Source organism: Streptomyces sp. NPDC006012 (genome assembly GCF_042871185.1).
GTDB lineage: Bacteria > Actinomycetota > Actinomycetes > Streptomycetales > Streptomycetaceae > Streptomyces.
This window is the reverse complement of sequence record NZ_JBIAIE010000028.1, coordinates 86,299-104,990: the sequence shown is the minus strand read 5'-3', so window position 1 is coordinate 104,990 and position 18,692 is coordinate 86,299. Positions and strand designations below refer to the sequence as shown.

Sequence of the window (18,692 nt, the reverse complement as noted above, 5' to 3'; positions counted from 1 at the left end):
GCTAAAAGATCATGGAAGTCCGGGGAAAAACCCTGGTCAGAAGCCCTTTCATGCTTCCTGATACGGGCTCTGACTGGTATAGTTGTTCTTGTTGGAAGGGGGTGGCACCCCGACCAGCGAACCACTCGAAACCCGAACCGAGGAGAACACCATGACCACCGCGACGCGCGCCCGACAGCTGTTCAACTGCACCTGCGGCAGCCGCCCCGAGCCGCACTGGACCCCCGTGCCGCGCGTCGTCATCACGCCCGCCGACATTGCCGACCCGAGCGACATCTGGGCCATCCTGGCGGAGGTTTGGTACGACCTCACCCTGTTCCACGGCCCCAAGGCCCCCATGATCATCTCGTACGAGCAGGGCGAGAGCACCGGAGCGGCTGACGCGGCTTGCGCATGGGCCGTCGCCCACGGGTTCCCCGCCGAGCCGCACGACGACGAGTTCGTCACGCTGCGGATCGCTCCACACGGGTTCCCCCCGGTCCCCGGTGAGGACCGGCCGGTCTACCGCTACGCCGCGTAGACCCCACCCGACGGAGGGGGCGGCCCGCCCCCTCCGGCCCCGTGTCCCGCCGAACCGAGAGGCCCCCCGTGACCACCAGCACCGCCCCGGCCGTGTACGTCCGCATTGTCGACTCGACCCCCCTCTACGGCGCTTCCTGCGACCGCTGCCCGCACTGGACGGGACGGGTCACGGCCGACCTGGACGCCCACAAGTGGGACGTCCGGACCCACGCCGCCACCCACCCCGACCCGGCGGCGGGGGCCCGGTGGAAGCCCGGTAACCCTCCGTACCGGCCCGCGACGCGCGGCCGGGAAGTCGGCAGCGTGCCCATCTACCGCGTGCACTGCGCCGAGTGCCCCGACTACCAGGGGCGCGGGGGCGAGGATCGCGACCGGGTGACCCGGTACGTCGCGCTGCACGAAGCCGTGCACGCCGCCCATGCGCGGCTGATGGCTGAGCAGAGCGTCGAAGCCGTCCGCGCCCACCGCGCCGCCGTGCAGGCGGACCCCGGCCGGTTCGGCCCCTGACGCCCGCAGGGGCCGCCCACCGCGCCCTCCCGGCAGGGCGGAGCGCGACGGCCGGCCCCGGACGCTCCCCGGGCGCGAAGGTGCGCCGCGCCCCCGCCGGGGTCCGACGAACCGCCGTCTCCGGTCCTCCGTCGTGCGCCTCGAATCGTCGCTGAAACCCCAGCTCAGCGCACCGTCATCCTTCCGGATAGCGTCTATAGCTGGTATAGTTGTTCTTGTTGGAAGGGGGTGGCACCCCGACCGGCACCCACTCGAATCCGATCCCCACGGAGGTACCCGTGACCACCCAGACCGACCCGCAGACCATCAGCATCGAGCTGGCGGACGAGGACGGCACCTACACCCTCGCCGCCGCCGTCAACGAGCTGAAGCGCCACGAGGAGGCCGGACTCTTCGGCGTGAAGCTGGTCGGCCTGTACGCCCAGCTCACCATCACGGTCGACGGCGAGAAGGCCGAGACGCAGTTCCTCTCCCTTCTGGTCGACGAGTCCCACTGGATCATCGACGACCGCTTCGGGGCCAACGGCTACCCCTTCTGGGCCCACGGGTTCGGCGCGCGATACCTGCGCTGCCACGCGATCCACCCCGAGCTGGCCGACGGGCTGGACAACCTCGCCCGCGAGCGCGGTCTGGCCACCGCCATCGGCCGCGACGTCCCGCTCACCCTCGCCGCCGCGTAGCCGCCCGGCGACCCTGCCCCACCCCGGGGGCGGCGGATGGCACCGCCGCCCCCGGGCCCACTCGAACCCCGGTCCCAGGAGGACACATGCAGCTCGCCCGCGCCTACGCCGACGCTCTCGCCCAGCGTCAGCACCGCACCCACGCCGACACCGTCCGCACGGAGACCGGCCGGATCTACTACTACGACTCCCTGGTCTCCTACGGCGACCCGTGGTGCACCCCGGTCTACACGGCCGACGCCGCCCTGCCGGTCTGCGACGAGGCCGGTTGTCACTGCACCCGCGCGGCCGCGACCCAGGCCGTGGCCAACCTCGGCCGCCCGTGGCAGACCCGGCACGACGCGGACCGCATCCACCGCGAGCGCACCCACGTCAACGTCATCTTCGAGGGCCCCAACGGCCCGCAGCGCGAACGCCGGAACTGACCGCCGCGGCGGCGGCCGCGCCGACAGGCTCCAGGGCCTCGGCGCGGCCGCGCGCCACGGCGGTCAGCGAGACCGCAGCCGACGGCAGGCCGTCGGTGGCCGGCACCGTGCGCCGCCGCGCTCCCGCACCCCGTTCCCGGAGTGCCCCGACAGAAAGAGAGAGTCCATGACCGAACTGATCACCCTGAACCTCACCGGCCTCCAGGTGCCGCACACCCGCTATCACCTGGCCGACTTCGAGCAGATGAACACGCGCAACGGCATCGCCTTCCGCGCCACCGTCAACGAGGGCGACTACTGCCTCGGCGTCATCGAGAACGGCGGCGACGGCGGCGGCACCTGGTTCTTCCAGCACACCGCCAAGGACCGGCAGACGATGGAGGACTTCGCCGCCGCCTGCCGCCTCGACGGCCAGGCCGTCGACTCCGAGCGGGTCTACGAGCTCCTCGTGGACCAGCACGACCTGTCCCGGGAGGCCGCGCGGTGCAAGCGGCAGCGCACCAGCCTGCTGCGCGGACTCGACGCGGGGGAGTGGCACGGCGTGACCGTCGTGGCCAAGGTCCCGTCCGTCTGGCTCGCACGAGGGGACTACCCGTACATGGGCCAGCTCGCCCGCGACCTCGCCCAGCACCAGCCCGCCCCCGAAATCTGGCAGGTCTGGGACGGCGAGCGGTGGCAGGACCTCGCCCTGCCCGCCGCCGGGGAAGCCGCTTGAGCGCCCCGGCGGACCCGACGCGTCCCGCGGGGTGCGTCTCGTACGGCTACACCAACCGGCGCGGCGGGTGCGGCGCCGCCGGAGGCCGCGCCGTCAGGCTGCTGACCGTCACGTTCGCCGAGCGCCGTACGCAGCGACTGGCCCTGTGCAACCACCACGCCGACCGGGTGTACGAGGACGTCGCGGACCCTCTGCTCGCCTACCTCCGGTGCACCGGCGTGACCGAGGAGCCCATCCCGGCCGCCGCCGAGCCGCAGCAGTAGCTAAGGCAGTCACCTAGCGGGAAATGCCTGTTCAAGGGCACTTTTCTGCTAGGTGATCAGGTCTAAAACTGGTATAGTTCTTGTTGTCGGAAGGGGGTGGCACCCCGACCGGCACACCACTCGAAACCCGAACCGATGGAGGCCCCCTTGGCCGCGTACGTAGACCTCGAAGACCCCTGCGACGAATGCGGCGCGGGCGAGGGGGAGCCCTGCGACCCCGAGTGCGTGAACTACGACGAGGAACAGCACGGCGGCTACACCCGTGAGATCGAGGCCCCTTCTCCGTTCGAGGAGCCCGTCCCGCCGGGCTGGTAGCCCGACCACTCCGGGGGGCGGCGGATGGCACCGCCGCCCCCCGGCCCGCTCGAAACCCGACCACCCCACCACCAGGAGGAACACATCCGCATCCGCAAGATGATCGAAACCCGGGTCTGCATCGACGACGACTTCGGACCGTTCGACTGCAAGCTCGACCCCGCCAACCGGTGGAACGGCTTTCTCTCCCCCTACTTCCCGCTCGACGTCGCGCGGGACGTGTCCGCCCAGACGATCCGCGCGGCCGAGGAGTACGGCTACGACTGCGTCGACACCGTCCACGTGATCGAGGGTCGCGCGGACAGCCCGGACACCGTCCACGTGATCGAGGGCGGCCCGAGCCGGTACGACGAGGAGGGCGGGGACCTCGCCGTCGCCGTACGCGTCAACTGGCGCAACGTCGACCGAGGTACGGCCCGCGCGGCCACGGTCACGGACGCGACGCCCCAGGCCCGCAAGGCGGCCCGCCGCCGCAGGCCCGGCGGCCGGGGAGCCCGCCGCGCGATCGTCGTGCAAGTCCGGTGGATGTACCTGGACGAGGGCAGCGACACGGCCGTCAGCACCATCCTCCCCGACGACGAGGGCCTGTTCCCGATCGGCGGATGGGAATGGACCTGGGGCTTCTCCCACTGGTGGTGCCTGTGCGGCGAAGGCCAGGAGTGGCACCTCCCGCACTGCGAGTGCGGCGTCACCCGCGACCAGGCCCAGGCACTCCAGGAGGCCGCGCCCAAGGTCGGCGCGATCCTGCGCACCCTCGCCCCCGAGGTCACCGCAGCTCTCTTCGAGACCGACGGCGCACCCCGCCTCACCGTCGTGGTCGACGGCGCCGCCGAGCTGAACCTCGGCGACGGCGGCCCCTTCGACACCGAGACCCTCGGCGAAGCGGACGCGGTGCTGCGGGACGCCCTCGGCAGCGACCCGATCGAGGGCGGCCCCCACTGGCTCCGGTTCGCCCCGGAGCCCGCCCGCTGATCCAGGCGGGGGGCGGCACCTGCCGCCCCCCGCCCCGGCCCGGACCCCGACACCGCCGCACCCGAAGGACCCACATGCCGCGCGTCACCCGATCGCACACCGTCGCCCACCACCTGGTCCAAGGCGGCCTGACCGACCTGAAGCTGAGCGAGGCGGCCCAGAAGAAGGACCGCCCCGGCCTCTACCGCGAGGACGGATTCGCCGTCCGCAGCGTCCGCGCCCCCGACGGAACCGTGCTCACCGTGGCCGGCGCCTACGGGCCGGACTGGGTCATGACCATGGCCCAGATCCGTCACCGGCTGGAACAGCCCTACATCCGCTACACCGTCACCGACGACGCCCCGGGCCTCGCCGACCAGGAGCTACTGGTCCGCTGGGCCACCGCCGAGGAACTCGCCGCCCGCAAACGGGCCACCGCGGCCCGCCAGGCCCCGCTGGTCGCCCTGCTCCGGCGCCAGCAGGTGGAGCAGGACGCCGAGGACTCCGGGCAGGCGAGCCTGTTCTGACGGGCCGCCGGCCCTGCCGTCCCCGCCGCCCGCAGCGGCGGGGACGGCTTCCCGAATTCCCAGCTCAAGGGCACTTTTCCGCTAGGTGATCAGGTCCAAAGCTGGTATAGTTCTTGTTGTCGGAAGGGGGTGGCACCCCGACCGGCACACCACTCGAAACCCGAACCGTGGAGGACCACGACCCCATGACCGCAACACCCGACAAGGGCACGCTCACCATCACCCACACCCGCGCCGACGGCACCCTCATGGAGGGCAGCAGCAAGGGCGACGGCGTGTACGAGCTGATCCGCCCCCTGGGCTGGCGCTCCTTCCGCTCTCTCGGAATGCTGGGCATCCAGCAGTCCCGCGACAAGGCCGCCAAGCGCTGGAAGATCGACGCCGCCGCCAAGGTCCTGCGCGAGCACGGATGGACCGTCGAGATCGAGATCGACGAGGACACCCGCCGCTCCTTCGCCGAAGCCGAGGCCGAGAAGTACGAACGGGCCGAGGCCCGCGTCGAGCGGTTCGGCGAGCACGCCAGCAACGCGACGGGACGCTCCGAGGCCGCCCGCAGGCGCGGGGACCAGATCGCCGAGGGCATCCCCTTCGGTCAGCCCATCCTGGTCGGACACCACAGCGAGGCCCGCGCCCGCCGCGACCAGCAGCGCATCGACAACTCCCTCCGCACGTACGTCGAGGAGAGCAGGAAGGCCGGGTACTGGGCGGCCCGCGAAGCGGCTTCCGCCGCGTACAAGGCGTTCCGCCGCGACCCCGGCCGCACCCTGCGCCGGATCGAGAAGCTGGAGGTCGACGCGCGGCGCGTCGAGAAGTGGCTGGCCGGACAGTCCGCCGGCGGCTACACCCGCTCCGACACCGACGAGCTCCACCGCCGCGAGGCGGAGATCGCCGAACAGCTCGCCTACTGGCGCGAGGTCATCGCCGAGGCCGAGCGGCGCGGGTTCAAGGTCTGGGGACCGGCCGACTTCAGCAAGGGCGACTTCGTCAACACCGGCGGCACCTGGTACCAGGTGCAGCGCGTGAACAAGAAGACGCTGACGATCCCGCACATCCACGGCGGGGTGGGCGTCCCGGTGCTGCGCAAGGACCCCGCGGACAAGACCCGCGGCGGCTACACCATCCCCTACGACAGCGTCCGGGGGTGGGCGTCCGCCGAGGACATCGCCCGCCTGGAGGCCGCCGAGGCGGAGCCCGAGGCCGAGCGCACCGTGTGCCCGCACTGCGTACGGGTCGCCAACGGGCAGAAGCGGTTCAGCGAGGCCCGCGGCATGTGCACGGTGTGCGGCCACGCCAGGCCGAAGAACTTCAAGGAGGCCCCCGCGCCCGCCCCGGCGGACACGGAGCAGGTGGCCACGGCCGAGACGCCGCCGGTCGAGGAGCCCGCACCGGCCCCGGCGGGCGAGACCTGCCCCATGTGCCACTCCGACCGGTGGGACGCGGCCGCGCGCCGCTGCCCCCACTGCCACCACGCCCCCGGCGGCGAACCGACCCCCGCGCCGGCCCCCGCCGCCCGGGAGGAGTGGACGGAGGGCCCGGCCCTGGTGTTCATCGCCTCCAAGGGCGGGCGCCGCACCCGCAAGCGGGCCCTGTGGGCCGTGACCCGCAAGGAGGCGCAGGCCCTGTGCGGTGACCCCCGCACCTCCGGCCGCTCCTACATGCTCACCTGGACCGAGCGGCCCGGCGTCGAAGGCGTCGACTGGGAATGGGTGCCCGACAACGGGAGCCTCGACGCGGTCCTCTCGGACCTGGGCGTCACCCCGCGCCGCGTGTGGGCCACACCGGAACCGGTCGCGCCGTAGCGGACGCCGGGGCCGAGCCGCCGACCCCCGGCGGCCCGGCCCCGGGCCTCGAAAGGGGAGCGGGAGGCACCCGCCCCCTTGGTGATCAGGTCTAAAGCTGGTATAGTTCTTGTTGTCGGAAGGGGGTGGCACCCCGACCGGCACACCACTCGACACCCGACTCCCCGGAGGAACCGTGACCCCTGCGCAGCCCCGTTCCGGCTTCGCCCAGTACATCGCTGACGTCGTGATCAACCTGTTCCGTCTCCTCGGCCCCGACCCGGCCGCCGCCGTCACCCGGCCCGGCGCCCCGGCCCGCCGCAAGGGCTGACACCACCCCCGGCCGGGGCGGCGGACGGCACCGCCGCCCCGGCCCCACCCGAAACCCCGCCCGACGAAAGGACCCCATGACCACGACCCCGTACACCGTCAACGACAGCGAGCTGGCCGACGCGCTCGACGAGGCGCGCGAGCGCGCCGGCCGCGCCGAGGACCGCCTCGCCCGCATCGTGTGCGCGAACATCGCCGCCGCCGTCCGCGACGCCCTCACCACCGAGCCCGCCGCCGCGTTCGACGCGACCCACCTCCGGCTGCTCCGGCACCCCGGCGAGCCGCTGGGCGCGGACGGCACGTACTGGACCGCCGCCGGTGAGCAGCGCCGCCTGGAGATGCTCGACCTCGGCCCGCTGGTCGGATGGGTGCAGCAGCTCACCGACCGCACCCTCAACGTCTGGGGGCCGCTGTGCGAGGAGGAGGACGCCCTGGTCGGCCAGGCGATCGGCTACCGCCTCGATCTCGCCCAGGCCGCCCACCTGCCCGCCGACGTCCACACCTCCACCCGGGTGCGCGAGATCCGCGCCCGCCTCGCGGCCGGGAGCCACCGGCCCTGGTCCTGGAGCGAGTTCACCTGGAGCCACCGCGGGGCCAGCCTCCCCGCCGGAGCCCCGGACGCCGTGCACACCGACTTCGTCGTCTACGACGCCGCCGGCCCCCAGGTGGCCGAGGTCTCGGTCAGCTACGGCCCGGGGGACACCGACACCCCCGCCGAGGACGTCGCCGAGACCCGCGCCAACGTCGAGCTCATCACCCGCGCCCCGGAGGACCTGCTCTACCTCCTGGCCCACCTCGACCACCTGGCCGGGGGCGCCGACGCCGAGGAGCTCCACCTGCGCGGCTACTGCGCACACTGCCGGACCAGCCTCTACAGCTCCACGCCGACCGAGGAACTGACCGCCGCCGACGGCAGCACCCAGTGCGAACGCCGACTCCCCACCGGGCGCACCATCCCGGTCCTCCACGCCCTCAGCACCTGACCCGCACGTCCCCCGGGGGGCGGCACGCCGCCGCTCCCCGGGGGACGCCCCGAGCCCGCCCACCAGGAGGAACCCCGTGCGCGGCACCTACACCCCCGACAGCGTCCTGATCCCGACCACCCCCGGCGACCTGCTGGAGTGGGCCGCCGCCCACATCACCCGCGTCGGCATCTACCAGTCCCGCTACAGCCTCTTCAGCGGCCCCGGCCGCCTCGCCCACCGCCGGTGCTCCGTCGGCGGCGCGCTGGACGTCGCCGCCGGCCGCGACCGCACGACCCCCGGCCGCGCGTACGACCTGGACGCGATCCGCGCCGTCTACACCGAGGCGTACCGGCTCCTGGCCGAACACCTCGACGGCGCACCCGTCACCGAGCCCACGGGCCACGACGCCCTGACGCGGCACAAGGTGACCGTCCACCTGTGGACCCTGACCCCCGGCCGCACCGCCCAGGAGGCGGCGGCCGCGCTGCGGTCGGCCGCCGAGACCGCGCACGCGGCCGACCGGCTGTTCTGACCCCGCCCGCCGGGGGCGGCGGATGGCACCGCCGCCCCCGGCTCCACTCGAACCCACCACCCACCAGGAGAGACCTCCCGTGCACACCCCCGACCCGGCCGCCGCCGCGGAGGGGCCCGCTGCCCGCTGCCCCTGCTGCGGACTGCGACGGCCCACCGAGTCCGGCGCCCTCGCCCCCCACACACCCACCCGCACCGCGACCGACGACTGCCCCGGCACCGGACTGCGCCCCGCCGCCGAACCCGCCAGACCCACCGCGCCCACCGTCCCCGGCGCGGTGCCGGCCGCAGACGCCCAGCTCCCCCTGTTCCACCGCACCGCCGCCCTGCCGCCCGCACCCGCCCGGCATCCGCGCGCCCGGCGGCCCCGCCGCACCGCCGCCGAGGCCCTGGGCACCGATGCCGTCTGGGCGGTGCTCCACGCCCCCCGGGGCCACTTCGGGGTGATCGACGCCCTGCTGCCCCGGGCCAGCGCCGAGGACCTCGCCGCGGCCGAGGCCGAGGGAGCGATCCACTTCGACCTCACCCGACCCCGTCCCGACGCCGAGCACCTCCCCACGGCGCCGCCGGCCGTCGGCCGCCCGATCATCGTGATCCCGTGCAGCGCGACCAAGTTGCCGCTGCCGCCCGGCAAGAAGGTCCCCGCCGAGGAGCTCTACCAGGGTTCGTACTTCACCAAGGCCCTGGCCGCCGCCCGCGCCATCCCTGGCGGAAGGGTCCTCATCCTCAGCGGGCTGCACGGCTTCCTCGCTCCCAGCACGCCGATCGCCACGTACGAGAAGCGGCTCGACCCCCGCAACGTCGACCACGCCCTCCACCTCCGTCAGGTGAACCACCTGGGCCGCGCCGTACGCCACGCCCCGGAGGTGATCGCCCTCGCGGGCAAGGACTACGCCGACGCCGCAGCCGCCATCTGGCCTCACACGCTGCGGCCGCTCGCCGGGGCCGGCATCGGCGTCCAGCTCCAGAGGCTGACCCGCATCGCCGCCGCGGCCGACCCCCGCGCCGCCGCCCTGGCCTTCGCCGCCGACGCCGGCCAGCCGCGCGGGCGCGCCGACCGGCCATCCCCCCGGCGCTGACCGCGCCCGCCGTCGCCCGGCCCCGCCGCCGGGCGACGGCCGCACCGTTCCCGCGCCGCCCGGCGCGCCTCTTCAACCCGCCCCCGTCCACGGCACCGCGCCGCCCACCGAGAGGAAACCCCCTGTCCACCCCCGTGTTCCTGCCGCTCGAAGTCGCCAAGCCGAAGCCGTTCGGCGGACGGCCCATGCGCGAAGCCCTCCGGGAGCTGCTGGAGGAGATCCGCGAGCTCTACCTGGCCGACGGCGTCCCCTGGATCGTCGGCTACAGCGGAGGGAAGGACAGCACCATCACACTCCAGCTGGTGTGGATGGCCCTGGCCGGCCTGCCCGCCGAGCAGCGCACCAAGGTGGTGCACGTCATCTCCACCGACACCCTCGTGGAGAACCCCGTCGTCGCCGCGTGGGCCAACCGCTCCCTGGAGGCCATGCGCACGGCGGCCGCCGCCCAGCAGCTGCCTATCGAGCCCCACCGCCTCACCCCGGCCCTCGATGACACCTTCTGGGTCAACCTCATCGGCCGCGGATACGCGGCGCCCCGCCCGAAGTTCCGCTGGTGCACCGAGCGGCTCAAGATCAAGCCCTCGAACAAGTTCATCCTGGACGTCACCAACAAGTTCGGTCAGGCGATCCTCGTGCTCGGCATCCGCAAGGCGGAGTCGGCCGTACGCCGCCGGACCATGGAGCGGCACGAGAAGGGCCGGGTCCGCGACCGGCTCAGCCCGCACGGCAGCCTGCCCGGCTCCCTGGTCTACTCCCCGGTCGAGGCGTGGACCAACGACGAGGTGTGGATGGCGCTGATGCAGTACGAGAACCCGTGGGGCCACTCGAACAAGGACCTGCTCGCCATGTACCGCGGCGCCAGCGCCGACAGCGAATGCCCGCTGGTGGTCGACACCTCCACGCCCAGCTGCGGCGACAGCCGCATGGGCTGCTGGACCTGCACGATGGTCGATCAGGACAAGTCCCTCCAGGCCATGGTCACCAACGACGAGGAACTGGACTGGATGCGGCCCCTGCTGTCCCTGCGCGACGCCCTCGACATCGAGGACGACCGGCACCTGCGCGACTTCCGCCGCATGAACGGCAAGCTCACCATCCACCGCGACCGCCTGGTCCACGGCCCCTACACCCAGGCCGCCCGCGAGGACTGGCTGCGGCGCCTGCTGACCGCCCAGACCACCATCCGCCGCCGCGGACCCGACTACGTCCGCGACATCACCCTCATCACCGACGACGAGCTCCACCTGATCCGTCGCATCTGGGTGTTCCAGAAGCACGAGGTCGAGGACAACCTCCCCGCCCTCTACGAGCAGGCCACCGGCGAGCCGTTCCCAGGCCGCCCCCTGGACGAGACGATCGCCTTCAACGCCGCCCAGAACATGATCGACACGCTGCGCGAGGTGTGCGGCGACGACGAGGAGGAGTTCCTCCGCGCCCGCGCCCTGTTGGAGGTCGAGCGGATCTACAACTCCTCCACCCGCCGCGCCGGCCTCTACGACGCGCTGGAGAAGGTCCTCATGAAGCACGGCTTCGAGGACGAGGAGGACGCGCTGACCTTCGCCCGCTTCCGCCGAGGCGAACCCGACAAGGAGCAGGGCGCACTGTTCTGACCACCCCGGCGCGGGGCGCCGCCGACCTCGGCGGCGCCCCGCGCCGGCACCGATTCCGGAAGCCGACTTCCCACAGCCGGTTCAAGTACGGTAGTTTTTTCAATGTTGGCTAGGGTGGCACCCGGCCGGCACACCACTCGAAGCCCAACCACTGGAGCAACACACCCATGATCCCCAACGGAGTCACCCCCGCCGACGACCACATGGCCGCAGACATCTGGGGCTGGTCCCTCGGCTACTGGCGCGACACCAAGCACTGGGAGAAGATCCCCGGCCTGGTCCTGCTGCGCGAGGGCGGCCACCGCCGCGGCCGCGTCTTCTCCAAGGAGCAGCTGCTCGCCGCGCACACCGAGGAGGAGCGCGCCAAGAAGCTGAACGTGCTGCCGGCCTACGACCTCCCCGCCGTGCCGGCCGCCGACGACCCCGACCGCGCCGCAGACCCCGACGACCTCCTCGACCTGGAGGAGTCCCTCGACGCGCTGCCGGCGGAACGACGGGTTGCCCTGAGCACCTGGAAGACCTACCGCTACGGCGACAAGACCCGCCTGCCCGAGCCCGACGTCGTCCTCGGCGGCAAGAAGGCGGACGGCCAGGCCGTCGTTGAGACAGAGCTCTGGTACCGCCGCACCATCCTGGAGTGGGACGCCAACCGCCCCGTCCGCGGCGGCGCCAAGGGCCGCGGTCGCCCGGTCGGCAGCAAGGACCGTGCCCCGCGCACCGGGACCAAGCAGGGTGCGGAGCGCCGGCAGACGGTCCGCCGGCTGCTCGCCGAGAACAACCACCTGACCGCCAAGGCCCTCGCCGAGGCCATCGAGGTCCACCCGGTCCACGCGGAGCGCCTGCTGCGCGAGGCCCGCCTGGAGAAGGTCGCGCAGATGCTCGACAGCAACCCGGACCTGCTCGTCGACGACGTGCAGGAAACCCTCGGCCTCGGCGTGCGTGCCCACGCCACGAAGCTGCTCCACGAGGCCCGGACCAGCACCACCGCGTGACGCCCCCGCTCGCACGGCACTGGCAGGATGAGGATCACCAGTACCGGACGAGCGGGGGAGAGGCACACCGGTGGGCAGGGCACTCGATCGAGCACAGGCGTACGTCGCCGAACGCAGCATCCTCGTGCCGCACGGATGCCGGTTCTGGCTACGCAGCCTGACCACGGATGGCTACGCGAAGTGCGTCGTCACCGAGGCCGGCCGCGAACGCACGGTACGGGTGCACCGGTGGCTGATGGAGCAGCTGCACGGCCCGCTCCCGCCCGGCACGATCACCGCGCACAGCTGCAACGAATCGCTGTGCGTCGAGCTGGACCACCTGTCGAGCGCCACCCAGCGCACGAACATGCGGCAGATGTCCGACCAGAACCGTGCGGCCGGCCGGGCGCACCTCGGCTACGCCGACACCCGCGGTTCTCTGGGACGCGCGCAGGCGATCCAGGCCGCCCTCCGTGACGGCCTGGACCTGGAGGCGCTCGCCGCCGCGATGCTCGCGGGCGAGGCACGTCCCCTCGTCCGCCAGGCCCTGGCGGGAGGGTACGACGCGCAGGCGTACCTGGCCGCCGTACGCGCCTCCGATCCGAGTTCCGCGTTCGTCCCCCTCTTCCCGGCCGACGCCACCCAGGACAACCGCCCCGCGCCGGAGGACGGACAGATGTCGCTGTTCTGAACCCGCAACGCCGAAGGCCCGCCGGATGATGGTGATCCATCATCCGGCGGGCCTTCGGCGTCGAACGGAGACCTCAGCCACCCGATCCTGGCGGAAGGGCAGTCTCCTCGGAGCGTTCCGGCGATCCCTCCTGCGCCGGAACGACCGCCGCAGCGGCTCCGGGTGCCGGGAAGGTGTACGCGCCGGCCGTCGGCTGACCGGCCTCGGCCGCGCCTGAAGCCGCCGCCGGCGCGTCGCCTTCGGCCGACTCCGATTGTGCTTCACCGGGGTCTTCCGCGGTGGCCGGCTCCGTGCCCTGACCGGCATGAGCGGCCACCGCCTGGTCGAAGTTCCGCTTCGCCGCACGCACCTGACCCACCGACACCCCCAGGCGCTCCGCAGCCTGCTGGGCGGGGATCTCGGTGTCCAGCATCTCGACCACGAGCGCATCGAACTTCTCGCGCTTCTCCGCCAGCTGTGCGTCGCGCTCCTCGCGGAGCTTGGCGACCCGCCGTTCGGTCTCCGCGTCGAAGTCGGCGATCTCGTCCTGCAACAAGATCGCGTCGCCCGCGATGCGGACCCGCTCCTCCTCCTGCTTGACGAACCGCGCGGCCCTCTCACGCGCCGCTTCCCGGGCCTGCACCGTCCGCGAACTTCGCCGCTGCCTCTCGGCCATACGCTCCTGCACCTCCGTGTCGTGGGACTACCGGAGCACATTGTGCCGCCCCGGGCGGCGAGACCGTGCGGCACCCGCCCGGCGGCAACCCGCGTACTTCCTCGCCAGGGCAAGGGCCGGCGGTGCACCGACGACCGGTCGGGCACGCCGGATGTGCGTGCACCGGGGCCGGATCGGGGCTGAACGAGTGCCGCACCGCGCCAGTGCACTTCACCTGCACGTGGCCACGGTGCGGCACCCGGCCCGGGGCCGGGTTGCGAGGGGCGCTCTCGCGCCGCCCCCTCGCGCTCCCCAGGCGCACCGGTCCGCTCGGCGGCATGTGACGTGCCGTCGGTGCACCCGCGCGAGCGCGGGTGCACCGACGAGCAACCCGGCACCGCACATGCCTTCCTGGCGGAAGGGTGCACCGCAGGTGCACGCCCCCGCGCCGGCCAAGGCCGGCGCGGGGGCCGCGGGGGGTTGCACCGTGCGACGCACTGCTCTCCCCGGCCCCGGTGCACGTGCAACGCCCGCCCTCGGTCCGCGACACCGGCTGTGCGCTGCGGACCGTGACGCCACGTCGTCTCGGCTCGCCGAGTGACGCGTCCACAGGTGACGCCGCAGGTGCGCCTTTCCACAGCCATGTCCGGAGGACCTGACTATGGAAAGCCGCCAGACTTACGTCTGTGACCTCATGCTCTTTCAGCACGCTGCCGTCCAACCTTCATCGTGATCGTCGCAAGCTCCTCCACGATTCGGTTGTACGCGCAACGCGCTTCAAGATCATTACGGTCACACCTCATGCATTACGAATGACCCAGGTAAGATCGCGCCATGATGACCGTCCACAAGCTCAGCGCTGGGGACGGCTATACGTACTACGTACGCGAGACCGCCAGCGCCGACCAGGCCCGCGAACGCGGCCAGGAGCTGGGCGACTACTACACCGCCGACGGCAACCCGCCGGGCGTCTGGATGGGTGCCGGGATCGAAGCCCTCGGGGTTTCCGGCACCGTCAGCGAGGCGCAGATGAAGGCCCTCTTCGGTGAGGGCCTTCACCCTGATGCCGAGCGCATCATCGCCGAGCGCATCGCCGCCGGCGACAAGCCAAAGCAGGCGATGCGCGCCGCACGACTCGGCCGCCGCTTCATGCAGTTCCAGCAGAAGGACACCCCCTTCGGCCGGATGCTGCACGAGGAGATCGAGCGGTTCGAGCGGATGGAGAAGCGCACCCCGAACGCCAAGGAGCGGGCCGAGATCCGCGGCCGGGTCGGGGCCGTGCACTTCCGCACCGAGCACGGACGCAGCCCGGAGTCCAAGGAGGAGCTGGGCCGGTTCATCAAGGAGCAGGAGGGCGGCAAGCAGCGCAGTGCAGTCGCCGGTTTCGACCTGGTGTTCACCGCTCCGAAGTCGGTTTCCGTGCTGTGGGCACTGGGCGACGAGAACGTGCGCCGTGCAGTCGAGCAGGCCCACGTGCAGGCCATCGAAGAGACCGTGCGGTGGCTGGAGCAGAAGGCCACCATGACCCGCACCGGCGTCAACGGCATCGCCCAGGAGGACGTCGCCGGGGGGCTGGTCGCCACACGCTTCCGCCACTACGACAGCCGCACCGGCGACCCGCTGCTGCACGACCACGTCGTGGTCGCCAACAAGGTGCAGGGCACCGACGGCAAGTGGCGCACCCTCGACGGCGGGCTGCTGTTCGCGCAGAACGTGCCCGCCAGCGAGCACTACAACCTGCGCGTCATGGAGATCGTCTGCGAGGACCTCGGACTGCGGGCCGAGGCCCGGGAAGTCACGCCGGGCAAGAGGCCGGTCATGGAGATCGCCGGGGTGGGAACAGACCTCATCGAAGCCAACTCCACCCGCTCGCAGAGCATCAAGGAGCGCACCGCCGAACTGGTCGCGGAGTACCGGGAACGACACGGATACGACCCGTCCGACAAGACGCTGACCGCCCTCATGCAGCAGGCCACCCTCGACACCCGGCCCGACAAGAAGGAGGCCCGGCCGCTCGCCGAACTGCGCCAGACCTGGCGGGACACGGCCGTCGAAGCGTTCGGCTCCGACCGGGTGGACAACCTCCTGCGCGCCGCCCGGGTCGCGGCACAGAACACCCGGCCGGGAGCCGCAGCGGTTGCGCACCTGGACGTGCACAAGGCCGCCCGCGAGGTCATCGAGACGGTCTCCGACCACCGCAGTGTCTGGGGCCGGCGCCAGGTCTTCGCCGAGGCCCAACGGTGGGTCATGGCCGCCACGCTCGGCGCCGCACCGAGCGGCGACCTGGCCGAGCAGATCACCGACCGCGCGCTCGGCGCCGAGGTCATCGGCATCACCCCGCCCGACCTCAACCCCTTCTTCCCCGGCGTGGCCCGCGCGGACGGATCGAGCATCTACCGCCGCCGCGAGACCGAGCTCTACACCTCCGTCGGCGTCCTCGCGGCCGAGGACCGGATCGTCTCCGCCGCCCGCACCACGGTGATCCCGGCCGTGGTCGCCAACGTCTACCAGGCCGTCGAAGACGCCTACCAGCAGGCCAACCCGAACCGCCGCCTGGACGCCGGTCAGCGCGAGCTCGCCCGCACCTTCGCGTGCAGCGAGAAGCTGCTGGCCGCGGGTATCGGCCCGGCCGGTACCGGCAAGACGACCGCCATGCAGGTGGCCGCCGACGCCGTCCGGGCGAGCGGCGGCCGCATCATCGGCCTGGGCCCGTCGGCCCGCGCCGCCACCGAGCTGGCCTCCGGCCTGAACGCCCCGGCCTTCTCGCTGCACGACTGGCTGGGAGCACGCGAACGGCTGCACCAGGGCAAGCGCGTGGCCCCCGAATACCACCTCGGCGCGGGCGACATCATCGTGATCGACGAGGCGGGAATGGCGGGCAGCAAGCGCATCGCCACCGTTGTTGCGGAGGCCCAGGAGGCCGGCGCGCTCGTCCGCCTGATCGGCGACCCCTTTCAGCTCGCCGCCGTCGAATCCGGCGGCGCCCTGCGGCTGCTCGCCAACACCGTCGACGTCGTCGAGCTGGAGAACGTGCACCGGTTCCGCGTGGCCGGGGAAGCGGCGGCCACCCTCGCTCTGCGCAGCGGCGAACCCGAGGACGCGTGGACCTGGTACCTCCGCAACAGCCGCGTCGTCGCAGGCACGCGCGAGCAGATGCTGCACGCCATCTTCACCGACTGGCAGGCCGACATCGAGCAGGGCCGCACGGCGCTGATGATGGCCGACGACAACGCCAGCGTCACCGAGCTCAACGCCCTCGCACAGGCGTACCGGATGGGCCGGGGGCAGCTCGACGCCACCCAATACGTCGAGCTCGGCGACGGCCTCCAGGCCCACCGCGGCGACCTCATCGTCACCCGCCGCAACGACCGCCGGAACCCCGTGATGGCCGGCCGAGACTTCGTCAAGAACGGCGACCAGTGGGCCATTGAGACAGTCAAGAGCAACGGCGACCTGGTCGTACGGCACACCGACCACGGCGGCCGGACCGTGCTCAAGGCCGAGTACGTCGAGAGCTTCGTGGAACTCGGCTACGCCTCCACCGGCCACCGCGGCCAGGGCGCCACCGTCGACAGCGGCAGCGGCCTCGTCTCGCGCCGCACCAGCCGGGAGTCCGCCTACGTGCAGGTGACCCGCGGCCGCCTGAACAACCGCGTCTACGTCGTGCTCGACGAGGGCCAGACGATGCGCGACGTGCTCGACACGATCGCCGCCACGCAGAGGGCATCGGTCTCCGCGACCGAGTCCGTCCGGACCGAGCAGGACCGGGTCTACGGCATCCCCCAGCTGACTTCCGAATACACAGACGTACACGCCCGCGCGCTGTCGCTGCGTTACCAGAACATGGCCCGCTCCGTCCTGGGGGCGGGCGCCGAGGCCGTCATCGCCGAAGAAGCATGGCCCGCCGTCGAGCGTGCCCTGCGCGACGCCGAGCGGGCTGGCTTCGCACCCGAGCGTCTCCTCTTCAACGCCTTTCACGAACGGGACTTCAGCGACGCCGAGGACAATGCCGCGGTGCTGAGCTGGCGGATCGACAACCACGTGGACGACGCGCGCGGCGCTCTGCGGCGCCTGGAGGAACAGGGCACCACCCGGCCGCTGATCGACCTGACCGACGACCAGCTCGGCCGCCTCTCCGCACGCGCCGAGGACCGCCGTCAGCAGGCCCTCGACATGCTGCGCCGAGCCGACGCCCGCGTGGCCAGCCAGCCCCGGCCGGTCGTCGTCGACGGACTCCCGGTGCCGGCTTGGCCGGGCCGTACGTACGGAGACCTGACCCGGCTCCAGCTCTCACAGGCCATCGCCGAAACCCGCCGTGACGCACGGCTCGCCAGCCTCTCCGTCATGCAGGCCCGCCGCGACGACCGCCCCGAGGACGCCGACCTGCACCGGGAGGAAGCCCGTGCGGCCGCCGCCCGCCTCCACGGACTGAAGGGCGAACAGGAGACGCGCAAGGCCATGGCCTGGGTCGACCGCGCCCGCGAGGAATGGCAGCGCGAGCCGGGCCCCGGCCGCGCCCACACCGCCGGCATGGACGGCGAGACGGTCGCCGCCGAGATCCGCACCAACCTGCACGCGCAGGACGAGGCCCGGGTACGCCTGGCCCGCGCCGAACTGGTCGACCAGCGCGTGCGCGCCGAGCAGCGCCTGCGCCGACTGCTGCCCGAGTCGGCCGAGGTCGCACCGGTCCACACCGGTCCACTGCCCGAGTGGCTGCTGCCGCGCGAGGCGGAGAGGGACCAGCACACCCCGACCGCGTGGGTCGAGCACCTGGACGCACGCCGCCAGATCATCGACGACCGCCTCGCCCAGACCGGGGCCGCGCTGGCGGCCGACCCTCCGGCATGGGCCCGGAACCTCGGCCCCGTACCGGCCGAGGGAACCGAGCTGCGCGACACCTGGGAGCGCACGGCCGCGCTCGCCGACGCCTGGCGGGCCCGGCGCGGAGTCCGCGCAGACGCCTCCGGCCTGGGCAACAAGCCGATGGGGGAGCGGGACACCGCTGCCTGGGAGGCACTGCACGACCAGGTCACCGAAGTCGGACGACGGGCACGGGCGACCGAGACCGCTGCCCGCCGCGGTGAGGCGCTTGCCGCAGCAGGCCGGGACGAGGTACGCCCCGAGACGGAGCGCGAAGTCGCCCCCGCCGCCGAGGCCGTCACCGACGTCCTGGTCGATGACCCGTCCATCGAGGAGGT

19 protein-coding genes are annotated in these 18,692 nt (G+C 72.7%); 18 read left to right on the top strand and 1 reads right to left on the bottom strand.

The genetic code is table 11. From position 1 onward, the window contains the following. The first annotated feature begins 151 nt into the window (after positions 1 to 151). From ACFYPJ_RS33065 to ACFYPJ_RS32985, 17 genes are all read left to right on the top strand, one after another. Positions 152 to 520 carry a hypothetical protein gene (locus tag ACFYPJ_RS33065; RefSeq protein ID WP_135788999.1) on the top strand — a complete coding sequence of 123 codons (369 nt, stop codon included), beginning with the start codon at positions 152 to 154 and terminating at the stop codon, positions 518 to 520. 68 nt (positions 521 to 588) lie between these two features. Continuing rightward, positions 589 to 1,029 (top strand): hypothetical protein, encoded by a 441-nt coding sequence (locus ACFYPJ_RS33060; RefSeq protein WP_389025158.1) that lies wholly within the window; start codon positions 589 to 591, stop codon positions 1,027 to 1,029. A gap of 278 nt (positions 1,030 to 1,307) precedes the next feature. Beyond that, entirely contained in the window at positions 1,308 to 1,709 is a 402-nt protein-coding gene (locus ACFYPJ_RS33055; protein ID WP_389025156.1) for a hypothetical protein, read from the top strand. Positions 1,710 to 1,795: 86 nt separating this feature from the next. Continuing rightward, complete coding sequence (locus ACFYPJ_RS33050; RefSeq protein WP_389025154.1) at positions 1,796 to 2,134, top strand: hypothetical protein; 339 nt, start codon at positions 1,796 to 1,798, stop codon at positions 2,132 to 2,134. 166 nt (positions 2,135 to 2,300) lie between these two features. Next, positions 2,301 to 2,849 (top strand): hypothetical protein, encoded by a 549-nt coding sequence (locus ACFYPJ_RS33045; RefSeq protein ID WP_389025152.1) that lies wholly within the window; start codon positions 2,301 to 2,303, stop codon positions 2,847 to 2,849. Then, positions 2,846 to 3,112: a hypothetical protein gene (locus ACFYPJ_RS33040; protein ID WP_389025151.1), complete on the top strand. Its 267-nt coding sequence runs from the start codon at positions 2,846 to 2,848 to the stop codon at positions 3,110 to 3,112. Before ACFYPJ_RS33045 ends, ACFYPJ_RS33040 begins: the two co-directional genes overlap by 4 nt. A 147-nt stretch (positions 3,113 to 3,259) precedes the next feature. After that, positions 3,260 to 3,427, top strand: coding sequence for a hypothetical protein (locus ACFYPJ_RS33035; RefSeq protein WP_389025150.1), 168 nt, complete (start codon positions 3,260 to 3,262; stop codon positions 3,425 to 3,427). Positions 3,428 to 3,451: 24 nt separating this feature from the next. Then, positions 3,452 to 4,399, top strand: a complete 948-nt coding sequence (locus tag ACFYPJ_RS33030; RefSeq protein WP_389025148.1) for a hypothetical protein — start codon at positions 3,452 to 3,454, stop codon at positions 4,397 to 4,399. 74 nt (positions 4,400 to 4,473) lie between these two features. After that, positions 4,474 to 4,905: a hypothetical protein gene (locus tag ACFYPJ_RS33025; RefSeq protein WP_389025146.1), complete on the top strand. Its 432-nt coding sequence runs from the start codon at positions 4,474 to 4,476 to the stop codon at positions 4,903 to 4,905. Positions 4,906 to 5,090: 185 nt separating this feature from the next. Beyond that, on the top strand, positions 5,091 to 6,704 hold the full coding sequence (locus ACFYPJ_RS33020) for a DUF3560 domain-containing protein (RefSeq protein WP_389025144.1): 1,614 nt from the start codon (positions 5,091 to 5,093) through the stop codon (positions 6,702 to 6,704). A 175-nt stretch (positions 6,705 to 6,879) separates the two neighbouring features. After that, positions 6,880 to 7,014, top strand: a complete 135-nt coding sequence (locus ACFYPJ_RS33015) for a hypothetical protein (RefSeq protein ID WP_389025142.1) — start codon at positions 6,880 to 6,882, stop codon at positions 7,012 to 7,014. Between the two features lie 76 nt (positions 7,015 to 7,090). Further along, complete coding sequence (locus tag ACFYPJ_RS33010; protein ID WP_389025140.1) at positions 7,091 to 7,996, top strand: hypothetical protein; 906 nt, start codon at positions 7,091 to 7,093, stop codon at positions 7,994 to 7,996. Between the two features lie 76 nt (positions 7,997 to 8,072). After that, positions 8,073 to 8,510, top strand: coding sequence for a DUF6197 family protein (locus ACFYPJ_RS33005; protein WP_389025138.1), 438 nt, complete (start codon positions 8,073 to 8,075; stop codon positions 8,508 to 8,510). A gap of 79 nt (positions 8,511 to 8,589) precedes the next feature. Further along, positions 8,590 to 9,588 carry a DUF6884 domain-containing protein gene (locus tag ACFYPJ_RS33000; RefSeq protein WP_389025137.1) on the top strand — a complete coding sequence of 333 codons (999 nt, stop codon included), beginning with the start codon at positions 8,590 to 8,592 and terminating at the stop codon, positions 9,586 to 9,588. Between the two features lie 185 nt (positions 9,589 to 9,773). Continuing rightward, positions 9,774 to 11,198 carry a DNA phosphorothioation system sulfurtransferase DndC gene (gene dndC / locus ACFYPJ_RS32995; RefSeq protein WP_389025135.1) on the top strand — a complete coding sequence of 475 codons (1,425 nt, stop codon included), beginning with the start codon at positions 9,774 to 9,776 and terminating at the stop codon, positions 11,196 to 11,198. 167 nt (positions 11,199 to 11,365) lie between these two features. Then, positions 11,366 to 12,190: a hypothetical protein gene (locus tag ACFYPJ_RS32990; RefSeq protein WP_389025133.1), complete on the top strand. Its 825-nt coding sequence runs from the start codon at positions 11,366 to 11,368 to the stop codon at positions 12,188 to 12,190. A gap of 70 nt (positions 12,191 to 12,260) precedes the next feature. Continuing rightward, entirely contained in the window at positions 12,261 to 12,860 is a 600-nt protein-coding gene (locus ACFYPJ_RS32985) for an HNH endonuclease (protein WP_389025131.1), read from the top strand. 73 nt (positions 12,861 to 12,933) lie between these two features. Here ACFYPJ_RS32985 and ACFYPJ_RS32980 read toward each other — a convergent pair whose 3' ends face one another. Next, the gene (locus ACFYPJ_RS32980; protein WP_389025130.1) at positions 12,934 to 13,515 is read right to left on the bottom strand and encodes a hypothetical protein; all 582 of its coding nucleotides are present in this window, start codon (positions 13,513 to 13,515) and stop codon (positions 12,934 to 12,936) included. A gap of 813 nt (positions 13,516 to 14,328) precedes the next feature. Here ACFYPJ_RS32980 and mobF point away from each other — a divergent pair. Further along, on the top strand, positions 14,329 to 18,692 hold a 4,364-nt coding region (gene mobF / locus ACFYPJ_RS32975; RefSeq protein ID WP_389025128.1), incomplete at its 3' end, for a MobF family relaxase.

What these genes read in the sequence shown, in the direction of transcription:
- ACFYPJ_RS33020 (WP_389025144.1), top strand. Translation starts at nt 5,091, where the DNA reads ATGACCGCAACACCCGACAAGGGCACGCTCACCATCACCCACACCCGC.
- ACFYPJ_RS33050 (WP_389025154.1), top strand. Translation starts at nt 1,796, where the DNA reads ATGCAGCTCGCCCGCGCCTACGCCGACGCTCTCGCCCAGCGTCAGCAC.
- ACFYPJ_RS33010 (WP_389025140.1), top strand. Translation starts at nt 7,091, where the DNA reads ATGACCACGACCCCGTACACCGTCAACGACAGCGAGCTGGCCGACGCG.
- ACFYPJ_RS32980 (WP_389025130.1), bottom strand. Translation starts at nt 13,515, where the DNA reads ATGGCCGAGAGGCAGCGGCGAAGTTCGCGGACGGTGCAGGCCCGGGAA.
- ACFYPJ_RS33045 (WP_389025152.1), top strand. Translation starts at nt 2,301, where the DNA reads ATGACCGAACTGATCACCCTGAACCTCACCGGCCTCCAGGTGCCGCAC.
- dndC (WP_389025135.1), top strand. Translation starts at nt 9,774, where the DNA reads ATGCGCGAAGCCCTCCGGGAGCTGCTGGAGGAGATCCGCGAGCTCTAC.
- ACFYPJ_RS33065 (WP_135788999.1), top strand. Translation starts at nt 152, where the DNA reads ATGACCACCGCGACGCGCGCCCGACAGCTGTTCAACTGCACCTGCGGC.
- ACFYPJ_RS33030 (WP_389025148.1), top strand. Translation starts at nt 3,452, where the DNA reads ATGGCACCGCCGCCCCCCGGCCCGCTCGAAACCCGACCACCCCACCAC.
- ACFYPJ_RS32990 (WP_389025133.1), top strand. Translation starts at nt 11,366, where the DNA reads ATGATCCCCAACGGAGTCACCCCCGCCGACGACCACATGGCCGCAGAC.
- ACFYPJ_RS33025 (WP_389025146.1), top strand. Translation starts at nt 4,474, where the DNA reads ATGCCGCGCGTCACCCGATCGCACACCGTCGCCCACCACCTGGTCCAA.